The sequence below is a fragment of the Rhodococcus sp. IEGM 1406 genome, from assembly GCF_030056745.1.
Taxonomy (GTDB): domain Bacteria; phylum Actinomycetota; class Actinomycetes; order Mycobacteriales; family Mycobacteriaceae; genus Rhodococcus_F; species Rhodococcus_F erythropolis.
In genome coordinates, this window is sequence record NZ_JASHKO010000002.1 from 1,175,154 (window position 1) to 1,190,616 (window position 15,463).

Annotated in this window: 14 protein-coding genes and 1 riboswitch; of the genes, 6 read left to right on the forward strand and 8 right to left on the reverse strand. The window is 62.5% G+C overall.

Going from position 1 to position 15,463, the window contains the following annotated elements; genetic code table 11:
• Positions 1–22 precede the first annotated feature (22 nt).
• Genes QM596_RS14875 through QM596_RS14885 form a run of 3 tightly spaced genes read left to right on the forward strand, consistent with a single transcriptional unit; the run spans position 23 to position 3,480 of the window.
• Entirely contained in the window at positions 23–1,063 is a 1,041-nt protein-coding gene (locus QM596_RS14875) for a Gfo/Idh/MocA family protein (protein WP_283309252.1), read from the forward strand.
• A gap of 2 nt (positions 1,064–1,065) precedes the next feature.
• Positions 1,066–1,950, forward strand: coding sequence for a sugar phosphate isomerase/epimerase family protein (locus QM596_RS14880; RefSeq protein WP_283309253.1), 885 nt, complete (start codon positions 1,066–1,068; stop codon positions 1,948–1,950).
• A 24-nt stretch (positions 1,951–1,974) separates the two neighbouring features.
• Positions 1,975–3,480, forward strand: a complete 1,506-nt coding sequence (locus QM596_RS14885; protein WP_283309254.1) for a CoA-acylating methylmalonate-semialdehyde dehydrogenase — start codon at positions 1,975–1,977, stop codon at positions 3,478–3,480.
• Between the two features lie 62 nt (positions 3,481–3,542).
• Here QM596_RS14885 and QM596_RS14890 read toward each other — a convergent pair whose 3' ends face one another.
• Entirely contained in the window at positions 3,543–4,115 is a 573-nt protein-coding gene (locus QM596_RS14890; protein WP_019747666.1) for a dihydrofolate reductase family protein, read from the reverse strand.
• Between the two features lie 198 nt (positions 4,116–4,313).
• On the opposite strand from QM596_RS14890, the gene QM596_RS14895 reads away from it, so the two are divergent.
• Positions 4,314–5,624 (forward strand): D-alanyl-D-alanine carboxypeptidase family protein, encoded by a 1,311-nt coding sequence (locus QM596_RS14895; protein WP_225989366.1) that lies wholly within the window; start codon positions 4,314–4,316, stop codon positions 5,622–5,624.
• On the opposite strand, the gene yhjD is transcribed toward QM596_RS14895, so the two are convergent.
• From yhjD to QM596_RS14930, 7 genes are all read right to left on the reverse strand, one after another.
• Positions 5,621–6,655, reverse strand: a complete 1,035-nt coding sequence (gene yhjD, locus QM596_RS14900) for an inner membrane protein YhjD (RefSeq protein ID WP_020969131.1) — start codon at positions 6,653–6,655, stop codon at positions 5,621–5,623. The genes QM596_RS14895 and yhjD overlap by 4 nt on opposite strands.
• Positions 6,656–6,706: 51 nt before the next feature.
• Positions 6,707–7,741, reverse strand: coding sequence for a tryptophan--tRNA ligase (trpS, locus tag QM596_RS14905; RefSeq protein WP_003941025.1), 1,035 nt, complete (start codon positions 7,739–7,741; stop codon positions 6,707–6,709).
• 26 nt (positions 7,742–7,767) lie between these two features.
• Entirely contained in the window at positions 7,768–8,262 is a 495-nt protein-coding gene (locus QM596_RS14910; RefSeq protein WP_046378292.1) for a barstar family protein, read from the reverse strand.
• Entirely contained in the window at positions 8,262–8,795 is a 534-nt protein-coding gene (locus QM596_RS14915) for a guanyl-specific ribonuclease (protein WP_256063577.1), read from the reverse strand. Before QM596_RS14915 ends, QM596_RS14910 begins: the two co-directional genes overlap by 1 nt.
• Positions 8,796–8,821: 26 nt before the next feature.
• Entirely contained in the window at positions 8,822–9,667 is an 846-nt protein-coding gene (locus QM596_RS14920) for an exodeoxyribonuclease III (protein WP_080656710.1), read from the reverse strand.
• Between the two features lie 36 nt (positions 9,668–9,703).
• A complete protein-coding gene (locus QM596_RS14925; RefSeq protein ID WP_021332495.1) occupies positions 9,704–10,912 on the reverse strand; it encodes an MFS transporter in 1,209 nt (402 codons plus the stop codon).
• Positions 10,913–11,041: 129 nt separating this feature from the next.
• Complete coding sequence (locus tag QM596_RS14930; protein ID WP_019747659.1) at positions 11,042–12,265, reverse strand: NADP-dependent isocitrate dehydrogenase; 1,224 nt, start codon at positions 12,263–12,265, stop codon at positions 11,042–11,044.
• Positions 12,266–12,570: 305 nt separating this feature from the next.
• A riboswitch (SAM riboswitch) is annotated at positions 12,571–12,711 on the forward strand.
• A 143-nt stretch (positions 12,712–12,854) separates the two neighbouring features.
• Here QM596_RS14930 and QM596_RS14935 point away from each other — a divergent pair.
• A complete protein-coding gene (locus QM596_RS14935) occupies positions 12,855–14,180 on the forward strand; it encodes a bifunctional o-acetylhomoserine/o-acetylserine sulfhydrylase (RefSeq protein WP_283309255.1) in 1,326 nt (441 codons plus the stop codon).
• Positions 14,177–15,313: a homoserine O-acetyltransferase MetX gene (metX, locus tag QM596_RS14940; RefSeq protein WP_020969125.1), complete on the forward strand. Its 1,137-nt coding sequence runs from the start codon at positions 14,177–14,179 to the stop codon at positions 15,311–15,313. Before QM596_RS14935 ends, metX begins: the two co-directional genes overlap by 4 nt.
• Positions 15,314–15,463: the final 150 nt, after the last annotated feature.

A 15,463-nucleotide genomic window follows, 5' to 3' on the forward strand; every position in this document is an offset into this window, starting at 1 on the left:
CACAATCGAGGAGTACCACCGCATGTCTGACAACCAGGATCTCCGGATCGCAGTGCTCGGCGTCGGCATCATGGGGGCCGATCACGTCGACCGCATCACCAACAAAATCGGCGGTGCCCGAGTCACTGTCGTCAACGACTACTCTCTTGCCCGCGCCGAGGAAATCGCAGCATTGACGCCGGGGTCACGCGTCGTCGTCGATCCGTTCGATGCCATCACAGCCGAGGACGTCGACGCCGTTGTGCTCGCAACCCCGGGCCCGACCCATGAGAAGCAGGTACTTGCCTGCCTCGAAGCAGGCAAGCCGGTTCTCTGCGAGAAGCCGCTGACCACCGACGCGGACAGTTCGCTGGCGATCGTCAAAGCCGAAGCAGCGCTGGGAAAGAAACTGATCCAGGTTGGTTTCATGCGCCGGTTCGACCACGAATACACCCAGCTCAAGGATTTGATCGACAGCGGCGATCTCGGTCGCCCTCTCGTTGTGCACTGCGCGCACCGCAATCCTGCGGTTCCGAACGGCTTCGACAGCGCGATGATCGTCAAGGACTCACTCGTCCACGAGGTCGACGTGACGCGATTCCTGCTCGACGAAGAGATCACCTCGGTGCAGATAATTCGGCCGTCTGCGAATTCGCTTGCTCCCGAGGGCATTCAAGACCCACAGATCGCTATATTCGAGACCGAGTCCGGTAGACACGTCGACGCCGAGGTGTTTGTCACCACCGGAGTTGCCTACGAGGTGCGCACCGAAGTTGTCGGCGAACTCGGAAGCGCGATGATCGGACTCGACGTGGGACTGATCCGAAAGACCAAGCCCGGCAACTGGGGTGGGCAGATCACCCCAGGATTCCGCGAACGCTTCGGGCAGGCATACGACACCGAGTTCGCCCGGTGGATCAAGGCGGTGAAGACGGGCGCCGGCACCGGCAACTACATCGACGGACCTGGTGCCTGGGACGGGTACGCCGCGGCCGCTGTCTGCGCCGCTGGCGTGAAGTCTCTGGAGACGGGTCAACGCGTCGTCGTGGACATGGTTGCGCGCGACTCTGTGGCCGGAGCGTAGCGATGAAGGTCGCTCTCGATCCCACACCGTTCCATCACGATTACTCGCTGCTGGAGCTTCCCCGAGTTGTTGCCGATCTCGGGTACGAGTACCTGCAGCTCACACCGCACGTCGACATGATCCCGTTCTTCAATCACCCGAAAGCCGACGACGCGCTCGTCGCCGAGTTCCGGAAGGCCTGCGCGAGTGCGGGAGTCGGCATCGCGTCGGTGCTCCCGGTCCTTCGGTGGTCCGGCCCGGACGAGGACGCTCGCGAAGCAGCAGTGCGTTGCTGGAAGCGGGCCATCCAGATCACGGTCGATCTCGGTGTCAACGTCATGAACACCGAATTCTCCGGCCGCCCCGAGAAAGCCGAAGAGTCCGAGCGTGCGTTCTATCGTTCGATGGAGGAACTGCTTCCGATCATCGAACGCGAGGGGATCGACGTCCTGATCGACCCGCACCCGGACGATTTTGTCGAAGACGGACTTGCCGCGATCCGCACGATCCGTGGCGTGAACTCCAAGAACCTCGGCATGGTGATCGTGGCGTGCCACCAATTCCACATGGGTGGGGACCTTCCCGCCATCATGGAGGCCGCCGGCGACATGGTCCGTCTCGTACATGTGGCAGACACCATGGATCATCACCGTTCCCACGGACTTCGCTACATCACCAATCCGCCAGGCAATGCCGTTCGAGTGCATCAACACCTCAAAATCGGGGACGGAGACGTCAACTGGGACGAATTCTTCGGCGGCCTCGGCAAACTCGGCTTCTACGATCGTGACAACACCGTGATGGTGTCGAGCGTCTTCGCCGAGAACGAAAACGCACACGAGGTTTCCCGGTACCAGCGCGAGACGATGAACGACTATGTCGCCAAGTACACCTCCCCGAACTCCTGAGCCACCAGACCACTAGGAAATACCATGACCAGCACTGATACTCGAGTCATCGCGCACTGGTTGGACGGCAAGTCGTTCGCCGGAACATCCGAGAACACCGCCCCCGTCACCAACCCCGCCACCGGACAGATCACCGGCCGACTCGCCCTGGCGAACCTCGAGGACGCTCGCACCGTCATCGACGCTGCTGCGGCGGCCTTCCCCGCCTGGCGTGACACCTCCCTGGCCCGGCGCACACAGATACTGTTCAGCTTCCGCGAACTCCTCAACGCTCGCAAAGGTGAACTCGCCGAGATCATCACAGCCGAGCACGGCAAGGTTCTCTCCGACGCCCTCGGCGAAATCAGCCGCGGACAAGAAGTAGTCGAATTCGCCTGCGGAATAGCGCATCTCCTCAAGGGCGGATACACCGAGAATGCATCGACCAAGGTCGACGTCTACTCCATCCGCCAACCCCTCGGCCCCGTAGGCATCATCTCCCCCTTCAACTTTCCCGCGATGGTCCCGATGTGGTTCTTCCCGGTTGCCATCGCCGCCGGGAACACCGTGATTCTCAAACCCTCGGAGAAGGACCCCACCGCGGCGATCTGGCTCGCCGAACTCTGGGCCGAAGCCGGTCTGCCCCCCGGCGTCTTCAACGTCCTCCAAGGTGACAAGCTCGCCGTCGACGAACTTTTGGAAAACAAAGCAGTCAAAGCGATTTCGTTTGTCGGATCCACCCCCATCGCCCAGTACGTCTATGCCACCGGCACCGCCAACGGCAAACGCGTGCAAGCACTCGGCGGCGCCAAGAACCACGCCATCGTTCTGCCGGACGCCGACCTCGACCTCGCCGCCGACGCAATGGTCAACGCGGGATTCGGCTCCGCGGGCGAACGATGCATGGCGATCTCCGCCCTGGTCGCAGTCGGCGACATCGCCGACGAACTGGTCGCCAAGATCGTCGAGCGCACCACTCCCCTCGTCACCGGTGACGGCACCAAGAACTCCGACATGGGTCCGCTCGTCACCAAGGCCCACCGCGACAAGGTCGCCTCATACGTCGATGCAGGCGAGAAGGACGGCGCCACCATCGTGGTCGACGGACGTACAGTCCAGGCCGATGGTGGACCGGACGGCTTCTGGCTTGGACCCACCCTCATCGACCACGTCACCACCGACATGTCGATCTACACCGACGAAATCTTCGGGCCTGTTCTCTCCGTCGTGCGCGTCGATACCTACGACCAAGCCCTCGAACTGATCAACAACAACCCGTACGGAAACGGCACCGCCATCTTCACCAACGACGGCGGCGCTGCCCGACGCTTCCAGAACGAGGTGGAGATCGGCATGATCGGCATCAACGTCCCCATCGCGGTTCCCATGGCCTACTACAGCTTCGGCGGCTGGAAGAACAGCCTCTTCGGTGACACCCACGCTCACGGGACAGAAGGTGTTCATTTCTTCACGCGAGGTAAAGCCGTCACCAGTCGCTGGCTCGACCCCAGCCACGGCGGCATCAACCTCGGCTTCCCCGAGAACAGTTAGCCGGCAAAACATCTGTGGCCGAGACTCTCGAAGAGGCTCGGCCACAGATGTTTTCGAGAGGTCTACGCGACCGTGGGGTGGTACGTCAGCACCTGAACTCCGGATTCGTACCGACGATCGTCCTTCAACTCGAGGTCGATCTTGTCGGCCGATTCGGGGAACACTCTCCCGCCGGACCCGAGAATGACCGGGAAGACCATCAGTCGCAGCTCGTCGACCAGACCGGCCAGCAACAACGCGTGGACGAGCGTCCGACTTCCCGCGACCAGGATTTCGCCGTCGATCTGTTCCTTCAGCTTCGGAACGGATTCCTCGATGGGACCGTCGAGCGCCGTCGAGTTGTTCCATTCGAGCGGCTCCGTCGAACTCGTGACGACGTACTTGGGCATCTCGTTCATCTTGTCCGCAAAGCCTTGGTCGTCCTCGCGCTCAGGCCAGGCACCGGCGAAGCTCTCGTAGGTCCGTCGACCGAGTAGAAGCACGTCCGCAGCGAGGGTTTCGTCGAGTTTGAACTTCATCTGATCGCCCTCCTGGTACGGAAAGACCCATCCAGTGTGCGCATAGCCCGGTTCGCCACCGGGCGCTTCCATGACCATGTCCAAAGACACGAATTCTGTCACCACAATCTTGCCCATACCGATCCCCTGTCGTCAGTGCGTGTGCGCCATTCGAGTAGTCGACTACACCACTGTTACAGACTCTGCGTGGTGGTGGAACTCATCAGCGGCGATCGTCCACTATGACCGATGTACAAACCGAATCGCCTGTTTTCGATCCCTCTGCTTGCGTGGCGATTCGGACGTTCCCTCACGTTCGCATACCCTCGTATATCGATGATGTGGCGTCGAAAGTGTGCAGTGGCAGTGGCCGGAACAGTGCTCTCAGGGAGCATTGCGTTTACCGGTGTCGTAGGGACCTCGGGAGTGGCCGGCGCCCAACCGGCCCCGCCGCCGCCCACCACCACCGAGGCACCGTTCACAACACCCAACACCGACAGCTGCCCGTTCACGAGTAGCCCGGCGCCGGCGATCGATCTCTCCGAAGCACCTGCGCCCGGATCCACGGCCCCGACTGCTGTCCCGATTCCGGAAAGCCCCGTCGGTGGAGACAAGCTCGGCGAGTGTGGCGTCGTACTTCCTGACGGCGCTCCCCCGCTCCCGGCCGACATCGCGGCATCCGGATGGGTACTCGCGGACGCCGAAACCGGTGAGGTCCTCGCCGCGAAAGATCCGCACGGTCGCTACCGACCGGCCAGCACCATCAAGATGCTGTTGGCTCTCGTCGCTCTCGACGAACTCGATCTCGACACCGAAATCACCGCAACTGCCGAAGACGCGGACGCTGAAGGTAGCGCTGTCGGCATCGGCAAGGGCGGCAAGTACACCAACCGGCAACTGATGCAGGGTCTGGTCATGGCGTCGGGAAACGATGCCGCGCACGCTCTTGCCCGCCAACTCGGCGGTGACGCTGCAGCCGTGTCGAAAATGAACGCGCTCGCGGCCGAACTCGGCGCCCTCGACACCCGCACGGCAACTCCATCCGGACTCGACGGCCCGGGGATGAGCAGCTCACCGTACGACCTGGCCGTAATCTTCCATACAGCCCTCCAGAATCCGACGTTTGCCGGACTGATCCATACCGAAACCGTCGAGTTTCCCGGCTTCCCCAAAGATCCGACGATTCCTGACGATCAGGACCGCCCCGGATTCACTCTCGCGAACGACAATCAGTTGCTCTACAACTACGACGGCGCATTGGGCGGCAAGACCGGCTTCACCGACGACGCCCGCCACACGTACGTCGGTGCTGCGGAGCGCAACGGCCGGAAACTACTGGTGACATTGATGGGCGGCGAAGCCAAGCCGATCCGTCCGTGGGAGCAGGCTGCCCGTCTACTCGACTATGGATATGCACTCCCCGCGAGCACAACCGTCGGCTCGTTGACGGACCGATCGACCGACGATGCCACGCCCGATGTCACTCGCACACCGTCTGCCGCTGCACCAGGCTCGATTTCGGCAGCACCCACCGCTACCGACACCGAGTCGGACACCACTGACCGCATCCTCATCGGTGCTGTCGGCGGAGTTGTGGTGATCGCGCTGGTGGCGGGAGCCGTTGCCCTGAACCGTCGAAGGCGCTAGCGCGGCCGACGGCGCATGAAGCCCGAAAGACCCAGGCCGGCAACCGCACCCGTGGCGATCAACGCAGCCACGCGAGACGGTGAAGCTCCGTCACTGACAACGATTCGCGGCGAAATCACGGCCGGATCCGGCGGCGGAACGAAGGCGAGAGCCATACTTTCCTTTGTCGTCGCCGCCCACGCCGTGCAGAACAGCAGCATCCTCGACGCAGTGAACACGAACACGAGCAAACCGATGATCGGGCCGAATGCCACGCCCGCCGGGCCACTGGTGACGGCCGCGAGGTAGATCGCACCTACCTGCTTGAAGATCTCGAATACGACCGCGGCGATAAGCGCTGCCTGCGCGGCGCTCCGCAGCGTGACAGGCTCGCGCGGCAGCCGGGCAATCACCCACAGGAACACCGCCCACGTCGCCAGGAGTGAAAGCAACAGTGAAACGACTCTGAGCCCCACGCCGACACCGGTGATGTTCTCGAGGTTGAGCCATTTCACGATCTGAGTCGCAACCGGCCCGCTGCTCAGCGCCGACATTCCCAGTGAGACGACCATGGCGAGAGCCAGACCGATGAGGGCCCCTGCGTCACCGAGTTTGGTACGAACGAAACCCTTCGGCTCGCGCTTGCTCTCCCACATCGCCGTCAGCGCGTCGCGAACATTTGCCATCCAACCGAGACCCGCGTACGCGGCACCCAGGAGACCGAAGATTCCGACGCTCGCGCGCGAGTCGATAGCCGAATCGATCAGCGTGTTGATGGTGTCACCCAAGCTGCCCGGAATGCTCTTGGTGATCTGCTCCTGAATCGACTCGAGGTACTCGGGATGCCCGGCCAATACGAAACCGGCCACTGCAAACGCGACCATCATGATCGGAATCAATGCGAGAACACTGAAGTACGTGATTCCCGCAGCGTAGTAATCGCCCTTTTGCTCTTGGAAACGTCCTGCGGCGCGAACCAGATGATCGAGCCAGGGTCGCGCTGCTCGTTGCTTCTCGAGAAAGCTCGGTGCGTCGTCGTCCGTGTCAGCCATTGCCGTCCCCCTCATGTTCGGTCAGGCGTCGTGAGTCCGAATTCGCGTAAGTCAGCCCTTCGGTGCCAGGAATCCGACCTTGTCATAGACAGCGGCGAGAGTGCGTGAAGACACCTCACGGGCGCGGTGCGCTCCAGCCGCGATGATGCGATCCAGCTCTGCCTCGTCGGCAAGGTAACCGTCGACCTTCGCCTTGAGTGGGGTGACGAACTCGGTCAGCACATCAGCGGTATCGGTCTTGAGGTCGCCGTACCCCTTGCCCTCGTAACCGGCCACCAGAGTCTCGATCGGTACTCCCGAGAGAGCCGACTGAATGGTGAGCAGGTTGCTGACGCCCGGCTTGGCCTGCGGGTCGAAACGAATCTCGCGCTCGTTGTCGGTGACGGCCGACTTGATCTTCTTCGCCGACACCTTCGGATCGTCGAGCAGATTGATCAGTCCGGCCGCACTGGCGGCGGACTTGCTCATCTTGGCGGTCGGATCCTGCAGGTCGTAGATCTTTGCCGTGCCCTTGATGATCTGCGGCTCGGGAACAACGAACGCCTTGCCGTAGCGGGTGTTGAACCGGCCGGCCAGATCGCGTGCGAGTTCGAGGTGCTGACGCTGATCCTCACCCACCGGAACTCGCTGCGGGCGGTACAGAAGGATGTCCGCGGCCATCAGAACCGGATACGTGAACAAACCGACACTGGCGTTGTCGCTGCCTTGCTTGGCGGACTTGTCCTTGAACTGCGTCATACGGCTGGCTTCACCGAAACCGGTGATGCAGTTCAGGACCCACGCCAACTGTGCGTGCTCGGGAACCTGACTCTGTACGAACAGCGTCGCCCGATCCGGATCGATACCCACCGCAAGGAGCTGAGCCACCGCAACCTTGGTGCGACGACGCAATTCCTTCGGGTCCTGCGTCACCGTGATGGCGTGAAGATCCGGAATGAAGTAGAAAGCGTCGAAATCGTCCTGCAACGGAACCCACTGCTGCAGCGCACCCAGGTAGTTGCCGAGGTGGAAAGAATCCGACGTCGGCTGGATTCCGGAAAGCACGCGAGGCTTTGCGGTGGGCTTCTGTTCTGCAGGGGTCGACATGGTTCCGATCTTTTCACGAGTGGAAATCAGTGCAGTGGCGTGGTGCCCGGGTAGTCGAGTTCGACGAGGTCTTCACCGTGGGCGGTGAGGTCCTCCGCACCGAACTGGTAGACGGTCCGGAAAACGACGGGTTCCCATTCTTCGGTGTAGAAGTCCATCGTTTCGCGGAACCACTCCAACTGATCCTGTTGCTCGGACAGTAGAGAACCCGCACCTCGGATCACAACTACATATCCGGCGCCAAGTCCGAGTACGTCGTCGAGATCGCGCATGACATCGTCGAAAGCGTCTTTGTTGCGCCCGAAGTGGGACGGAAACTGGAAGGCTGCCGCGAACTCGTCGAAGACCTGCGCCGTTGTTCGCATGTTCTCGCCGCGAACCACCCGAACGACAAAATTCTCGCCACGAAGTTCACGTGCAAGATCATCCGCAACGGCCGGGTCGCTCTGCAGGGCCACCGAAGCCACATCCGAAGACGGATCCAGCCACTGCGCCACGCTGACCGTAGACGAGTCCGACATCAGCGAATCCTCACAAACGTGTCGTAGTGATCGAGGGTGTACCACGCCGAACCGTCGTTACCGGTGACGATTCGCTCGGCATCACGACCTTGGCCGTTTTTCTTCGCGTTGACGTCCCATTCCTGATAGACGACACGTCCGCCACCGGCACCGACAGCGGGCAGACGCCCTTCGCTGTTGCGGAAGGTGATGCCGCCCTTGGTGCCCGGCGCATTGGCGGAATCGGGCCACCGCCCGGCGTCGATCTCCACCAGCGTGGCGAGAACCCGCGCCGGCGCATCGCTGTTCGTCTGCTGCGTTGTCTTGACAGCGGAGCTGGAGGGCGCGGAGCTCGAGGGCACGGAACTCGACGGCGCGGCCTTGGTGGTAGCACCCGGCTTGGCTTGAACAGTCGAGGACTGGGCACTCGAGGACTTCGCAACCGACGACGCCGAACTGTCGGAGTCACGTGAAGAAAGGGTTACCGCCAGTACGAGCGCCACCACCGCCACCACGACGGTGATGATGGCGTTGCGCGTCTTTGCGCTCGGCATTTTCAGACCTTCAGACATGCGCGTCCCTACCGGTACGAGACAGTGACAGGTGCGTGATCCGACCAACGGAGGTCGTAGGACTCAGCGCGTTCCACGAGCGCAACCTTGGCCCGCTCGGCGTATCCGCGGGTGGCAACCTGGTAGTCGATACGCCAACCCGAATCGTTGTCGAATGCCTTGCCGCGGTACGACCACCACGAGTACGGACCGTCGACACCCGGATGGAGGGTGCGGAAGACATCGACCCACGCGGAATCTTCGGCGAACAGCAGATCCATCCAGGCGCGCTCCTCGGGGAGGAATCCCGAAGACTTCTTGTTGGTCTTCCAGTTCTTGAGGTCGAGTTCGGTGTGCGCGATGTTCCAATCGCCGCTGACCACCACGTGACGATCGGCAGCCACGGCCGCCGCAGCGGTGGAGGCGAGGTGAACTGCGAAGGACGCCATGAACCGCTCCTTCTCCTCCTGCTTCGGCGTGAGCGCCTCACCGGAGGGCAGGTACAGGCTCGCGACGGTCAGATCCGCGAAGTCGGCTTCGATGTATCGACCGGCGTCGAGAAACTCGTCGTCGCCGTGACCGATCCGCACCGCGTCAGGTTCCGTGCGTGAAAGCACAGCGACTCCGTTGCGTCCCTTCGCGGACGGCTCGGCGGAGACGAGGAACCATCCGTTGCCGAGCGCTGGTTCGAGAGTCTCGCGAAGCTGATCGTCCGACGCACGCGTTTCCTGAAGGCAGATGAAATCCGCCGACGTCTTCTCCAGCCAATCGAGCATGCCCTTGCGGGCAGCTGCTCGAACGCCGTTGACGTTCACGGACGTGATGGTGTGGGGCGCAAGAATGTGGGAGTCAGCAGTTTGTGGCACGGCAAGCACCGTAGCCGATTCCACCGACGCGGATGGGCGCCCAGGTCAGCGCACGGCCCTACGCTGCAGAATCACCGCAACCGCCAGCACGACGAGACCCGCGACGGCCAGCAACGACCCAACCGCTGCCGGTGCGGTGTACCCGTAACCGGCCGCGATGACGACGCCGCCGATCCACGCTCCGAAGGCATTGGCGATGTTCAGCGCGGCGTGATTGAGAGACGCCGCCAAGGTCTGAGCGTCCTCGGCGACATCCATCAACCGTGTCTGAAGGCCAGGAACCATCGAGGACCCGGCAAGCCCGATGAGGAAGACGAAGACAAGCGCCGTGTACGGATTGCGCACGGCGATCACGAAGACCGCGAGGATCACCACGAGGGATCCCATCGACAGGAACAAACCCTTCATCAGTGCGCGATCCGCGAGGTATCCACCGACGAAGTTGCCGGCCACCATGCCAAGTCCGTACAGCATGAGCGCCAGAGGAATGAACGAAGCACCGAGACCGGACACGTCGGTGAGCGTCGTACTGATGTAGGTGTAGACGGCAAACATCCCGCCGAATCCGACCATTCCCACGATCAGGGTCATCCACACCTGAACGCGGCCCAGTGCCCCGAGTTCGGTGATCGGATTCGTCACCGGCATACCGTCCAACCGCGGAATCCAGACGAACAGCGAAGCAACCGTTGCCACCCCGATCACGGCCACCAAGGCGAAGGCGCTGCGCCAGCCGAGTGCCTGGCCGATCCAGGCCGCGACCGGCACCCCTATCACATTGGCCACGGACAGACCCATCATCACCATCGCCACGGCCTTCGCGCGTTTACCTGGTTCGGCCAAATGAGCGGCGACCAGTGCGGCGACTCCGAAGTACGCGCCGTGCGGCAATCCGGCGACGAATCGAGCCATCATCAGCGTCGTGTACGAGGGCGCAAAGACCGAAGCGGCATTGCCGACGGTGAATGCGACCATGAGTGCGATCAACAGGGTGCGGCGCGGTACCCGTGCGGTGAGAGCAGCGATCAGCGGAGCACCGACGACAACCCCGAGCGCGTACGCCGAGATCACGTGACCCGCGATGGGTTCCGAGACGCCGAGCCCGGATGCCATTTCCGGGAGCAATCCCATGGCGACGAACTCGGTTGTGCCGATACCGAAACCGCCGAGGGCAAGAGCGAGCATCGCTGGACCTCTGGCGGAACGAACCCCGGGTGTCGAGGTGTCAGAACGGGAGAGGGTAGACGAAGTCACTGATCAATTGTGGTCTCACACCTGGTTGAACTTCCAAGTGAGAGCGGGTGAGTTCACTCACGTGAGACCGCGAACACAAATGGGACGCCCGGTTTCCCGGACGTCCCATCAGAAGGTGAAACAGTGAATCTACTTCGCGGCCATGGCCTTCTGCAGGTTCACGTCGAGTGCGCCGAGGAACTCCTCGGTGGTCAGGTAGCCCTGATCGCCGCCGACCAGCATCGAGAGGTCCTTGGTCATCTGGCCGCTTTCGACGGTCTTGATGACAACGTCTTCGAGCGCCTGCGCGAAGCCGATGACCTCAGGGGTGCTGTCGAGCTTGCCACGATGCTCGAGTCCGCGGGTCCACGCGAAGATGGACGCGATCGGGTTGGTCGAGGTGGGCTTGCCCTGCTGGTGCTGACGGTAGTGACGCGTCACGGTGCCGTGAGCAGCCTCTGCCTCACAGGTCCTTCCGTCCGGTGTCAGCAGAACCGACGTCATGAGGCCGAGCGAGCCGAAGCCCTGGGCCACGGTGTCGGACTGGACGTCGCCGTCGTAGTTCTTGCATGCCCAGACGTATCCACCCTCCCACTTGAGTGCGGAAGCGACCATGTCGTCGATGAGGCGGTGCTCGTAGGTCAGACCTGCGGCATCGAACTCAGCCTTGAACTCGGTCTCGTAGACGTGCTGGAAGATGTCCTTGAAGGCACCGTCGTACGCCTTGAGGATGGTGTTCTTGGTGGACAGGTACACCGGGTAGTTCTGCTGCAGTCCGTAGGTGAGCGACGCGCGAGCGAAGTCACGGATGGACGTGGTGAAGTTGTACTGCCCCTGGACGACGCCGCCCTCTTCGGGGAAGTTGACCAGTTCGTGCTCGATCGGTGCGCTGCCGTCCTCAGGCGTGTAGGTGATCATCACCTTGCCGGGGCCGGGGACCTTGAAGTCTGTGGCGCGGTACTGGTCGCCGAATGCGTGACGGCCGATGATGATCGGCTTGGTCCAGCCCGGAACGAGTCGCGGAACGTTGGAGATGATGATCGGTGCGCGGAAGATCGTGCCGCCGAGAATGTTGCGGATCGTTCCGTTCGGGGAACGCCACATCTTCTTGAGACCGAATTCCTCGACACGTGCCTCGTCCGGCGTGATCGTGGCGCATTTGACGCCGACGCCGTGCTTCTGGATCGCGTGCGCTGCGTCGATGGTGACCTGGTCGTCGGTCTCGTCGCGGTACTCGATACCGAGGTCGTAGTACTCGAGGTTCACATCGAGATACGGATGGATCAACTTGTCTTTGATGAACTGCCAGATAATGCGCGTCATCTCATCGCCGTCGAGTTCGACGACGGTGCCCTCAACCTTGATTTTGGACATGGGTGCTTCGCGTCCTCCTAGGAAGTTTCCCTGGTTACACGGTTGCGGTCACACTTTGTGAGTGGGTCCGCGAACGGTTCGATTATCAAACCTAGACGGTGTGGACTGATCTCGGGAGATGAGTCCCAAACAAGACAAGCGTACTGCTAACCCGTGAGGCCGCAACCGGCAGGTCCACCCATCGGTCTCTACTCGCGAGTAACTTTTGCCTGCTAGTGGGCTGCGTCGCTCTGTCTCGCGTGCGGTTGCGGCTCACAATTCGCCCCGCGTCAGGACTGCGCTCACTTCCCGGTAGAATCCGACTTGGTCATGAGTGCCAGCGTCAAGCCCCGGCTCGCTGGACGGCAACCCTCCAACCGCGGTGGGGTGCCCCGGGTGATGACCAGGTTTCCCGACGTGGATCTGCTCACGCAGTTCCACCGCAATTCGGGTGACAAGCGCGGGTCCGACAGGGACGGACCCCAGACCGGGCCGAGCCCCACGGAGGTAACTCAGTATGTGTCGCACTTGTAGATAGACCCCAGCACGGGGCGGCGATCCTTCGCCCCCGTCCGACATCTATCCGTCAGACCACTGGAGTGAACAAATCATGACCGACAACACAGCCGACGGCGCAGCAACTTCTGATCCGACCGCGAACTGGTCGTTCGAGACCAAGCAGGTGCACGCCGGGCAGACAGCGGACACCGCCACCAATGCGCGCGCTCTGCCGATCTACCAGACCACCAGCTACGTTTTCGACAGCACCGATCACGCTGCGGCACTGTTCGGCCTCGCCGAGCCTGGCAACATCTACACGCGGATCATGAATCCCACACAGGACGCCGTCGAGCAGCGCATCGCCGCCCTCGAAGGCGGAGTCGCCGCACTCCTCCTCTCCTCAGGTCAGGCTGCCGAAACCATCGCGATCCTCAACATCGCCGAAGCCGGCGACCACATCGTCTCGAGCCCGTACCTGTACGGCGGCACGTACAACCTCTTGCATTACACCCTTCGCAAGCTGGGCATCGAAGTCACCTTCGTCGAAGATCCCGACGATCTCGATCAGTGGCGCGAAGCCATTCGCCCGAACACGAAGGCGTTCTACGGCGAGACGATCGCTAATCCCAAGAACCACATCCTCGACCTCCCCGGCATCTCGTCGCTGGCCCACGAGAACGGTCTTCCGTTGATCGTGGACAACACAGTCGCGACGCCGTACCTGCTCCGCCCACTCGAACACGGCGCCGACATCGTCGTTCACTCGGCCACCAAATACCTTGGCGGACACGGCACCGCGATCGCCGGCGTGATCGTCGACGGCGGCACCTTCGACTGGACGCAGGGTCGCCACACGAACTTCACGACGCCTGATCCCAGCTACCACGGCGTCACCTTCGCAGACCTCGGCGCGCCGGCGTTTGCACTCAAGGCGCGCGTCCAACTGCTGCGCGATCTCGGCTCCGCCGTGGCGCCGTTCAACGCGTTCCTCATCGCGCAGGGCATCGAAACCTTGAGCCTGCGCATCGAGCGTCACGTGTCCAATGCACAGAAGGTCGCCGAATTCCTCGACGGCCACGGCGAGGTGGCCTCCGTTTCCTACGCGGGACTCCCCTCCTCGCCATGGTTCGAACGCGGAAAGCAGCTGACGCCCAAGGGAACCGGCGCCATCGTCACCTTCGAGCTGCCCGGCGGTATCGATGCGGGCAAGACGTTCGTCAACGCCCTGACGCTGCACAGCCACGTCGCCAACATCGGCGACGTTCGCTCACTCGTCATCCACCCCGCCTCGACGACACACTCGCAGCTCACCCCCGAAGAGCAGCTCGCCTCCGGTGTCACACCCGGACTCGTTCGCCTCGCGGTCGGTATCGAAGGAATCGACGACATCCTCGCCGATATCACCGTCGGCCTGGCTGCGGTGGCAAACTCGTGACCGTGAACGAATTGGAGCCCAGGATCGACCTCCTTCCCCCGCCCGACGGCCAGGTGGGGTTCGTCGACATCGGCGCCCTGGAACTCGAGAGCGGCGCGGTACTCCCCTCGGTTTCGCTCGCCGTTCAGCGGTGGGGTGAGCTGTCCCCGAACCGCGACAACGTCGTACTCGTCGAGCACGCACTGACCGGAGACTCACACGTCACCGGACCGATCTCCGCAAATCAGCCCTCTCCCGGTTGGTGGAACGGGATGGTCGGCGCCGGCGAACCGATCGACACCGGCGAATGGTGCGTCATCGCAACCAATGTCCTCGGCGGTTGTCGCGGCACGACCGGTCCCAGTTCACTGGCCGACGACGGCAAGCCGTGGGGCAGCAGGTTCCCCGAGATCTCCATCCGGGATCAGATCGCGGCGGAGAAGAAGCTCGTCGATCTCCTCGGGATAGACCAGTTGGCCTCGGTAGTCGGCGGATCCATGGGCGGCATGCGCACCCTCGAATGGGCGGTTACCTACCCGGACAGCATTCGCTCCGCGTTGGTTCTCGCAACCGGTTCACGAGCCACTGCAGATCAGATCGGCACCCAGACGACGCAGATCGCTGCCATCGTCTCCGATCCGGATTGGCAGGGCGGTGACTACCACGGAACGGGGCGGGTACCTCGCGCCGGACTCGGCATCGCCCGTCGCATCGCACACCTGACGTACCGCACCGAGTCCGAACTCGATGCGCGCTTCGAGAACTCCGCCCAGAACGACGAAAATCCTTGGAACGGTGGACGATACGCCGTCCAGAGTTACCTGGAACATCAGGCAGACAAGCTGGTCGACCGCTTCGACCCGAGCACGTACGTCCTCCTGACCGAGGCCATGAACCGGCACGACATCGGTCGTGGACGCGGCGGCGTTGCAGCGGCGTTGGCATCGATCACGGCGCCGGTCGTCGTGGGCGGCGTGGACTCGGATCGGCTGTACCCCCTTCGTTTGCAGGAGGAGATCGCGGACGGCATTTCGACGTGCACGGGCCTCGAGATTCTCAAGTCCAGAGACGGCCATGACGGCTTCCTGACGGAGGCGGACGCTGTCGCCGGACTGCTTCGCCGAACGATGGAGTTCGCACGCACGGCCCGCTGATCCGGCACAGAGGCACAATTTCAGGATCCGTCAATGTCGGGAAAACCACAGCTGATCTGCAGGTTTTCTCGACATTTTCATTGGCGTCCCTGAGCCGGCGCGGCTAGCATCGGCGAACGTGAATCAGCCATGCTCGACGCGCCTGCAGGC

Bases quoted from the DNA above. Each gene is read 5' to 3' on its own strand.
- QM596_RS14880 (WP_283309253.1), top strand. From the start codon at position 1,066: ATGAAGGTCGCTCTCGATCCCACACCGTTCCATCACGATTACTCGCTG.
- QM596_RS14890 (WP_019747666.1), bottom strand. From the start codon at position 4,115: ATGGGCAAGATTGTGGTGACAGAATTCGTGTCTTTGGACATGGTCATG.
- QM596_RS14910 (WP_046378292.1), bottom strand. From the start codon at position 8,262: ATGTCGGACTCGTCTACGGTCAGCGTGGCGCAGTGGCTGGATCCGTCT.
- QM596_RS14895 (WP_225989366.1), top strand. From the start codon at position 4,314: ATGATGTGGCGTCGAAAGTGTGCAGTGGCAGTGGCCGGAACAGTGCTC.
- QM596_RS14885 (WP_283309254.1), top strand. From the start codon at position 1,975: ATGACCAGCACTGATACTCGAGTCATCGCGCACTGGTTGGACGGCAAG.
- QM596_RS14935 (WP_283309255.1), top strand. From the start codon at position 12,855: ATGACCGACAACACAGCCGACGGCGCAGCAACTTCTGATCCGACCGCG.
- yhjD (WP_020969131.1), bottom strand. From the start codon at position 6,655: ATGGCTGACACGGACGACGACGCACCGAGCTTTCTCGAGAAGCAACGA.
- QM596_RS14915 (WP_256063577.1), bottom strand. From the start codon at position 8,795: ATGCCGAGCGCAAAGACGCGCAACGCCATCATCACCGTCGTGGTGGCG.
- trpS (WP_003941025.1), bottom strand. From the start codon at position 7,741: ATGTCGACCCCTGCAGAACAGAAGCCCACCGCAAAGCCTCGCGTGCTT.
- QM596_RS14930 (WP_019747659.1), bottom strand. From the start codon at position 12,265: ATGTCCAAAATCAAGGTTGAGGGCACCGTCGTCGAACTCGACGGCGAT.
- QM596_RS14875 (WP_283309252.1), top strand. From the start codon at position 23: ATGTCTGACAACCAGGATCTCCGGATCGCAGTGCTCGGCGTCGGCATC.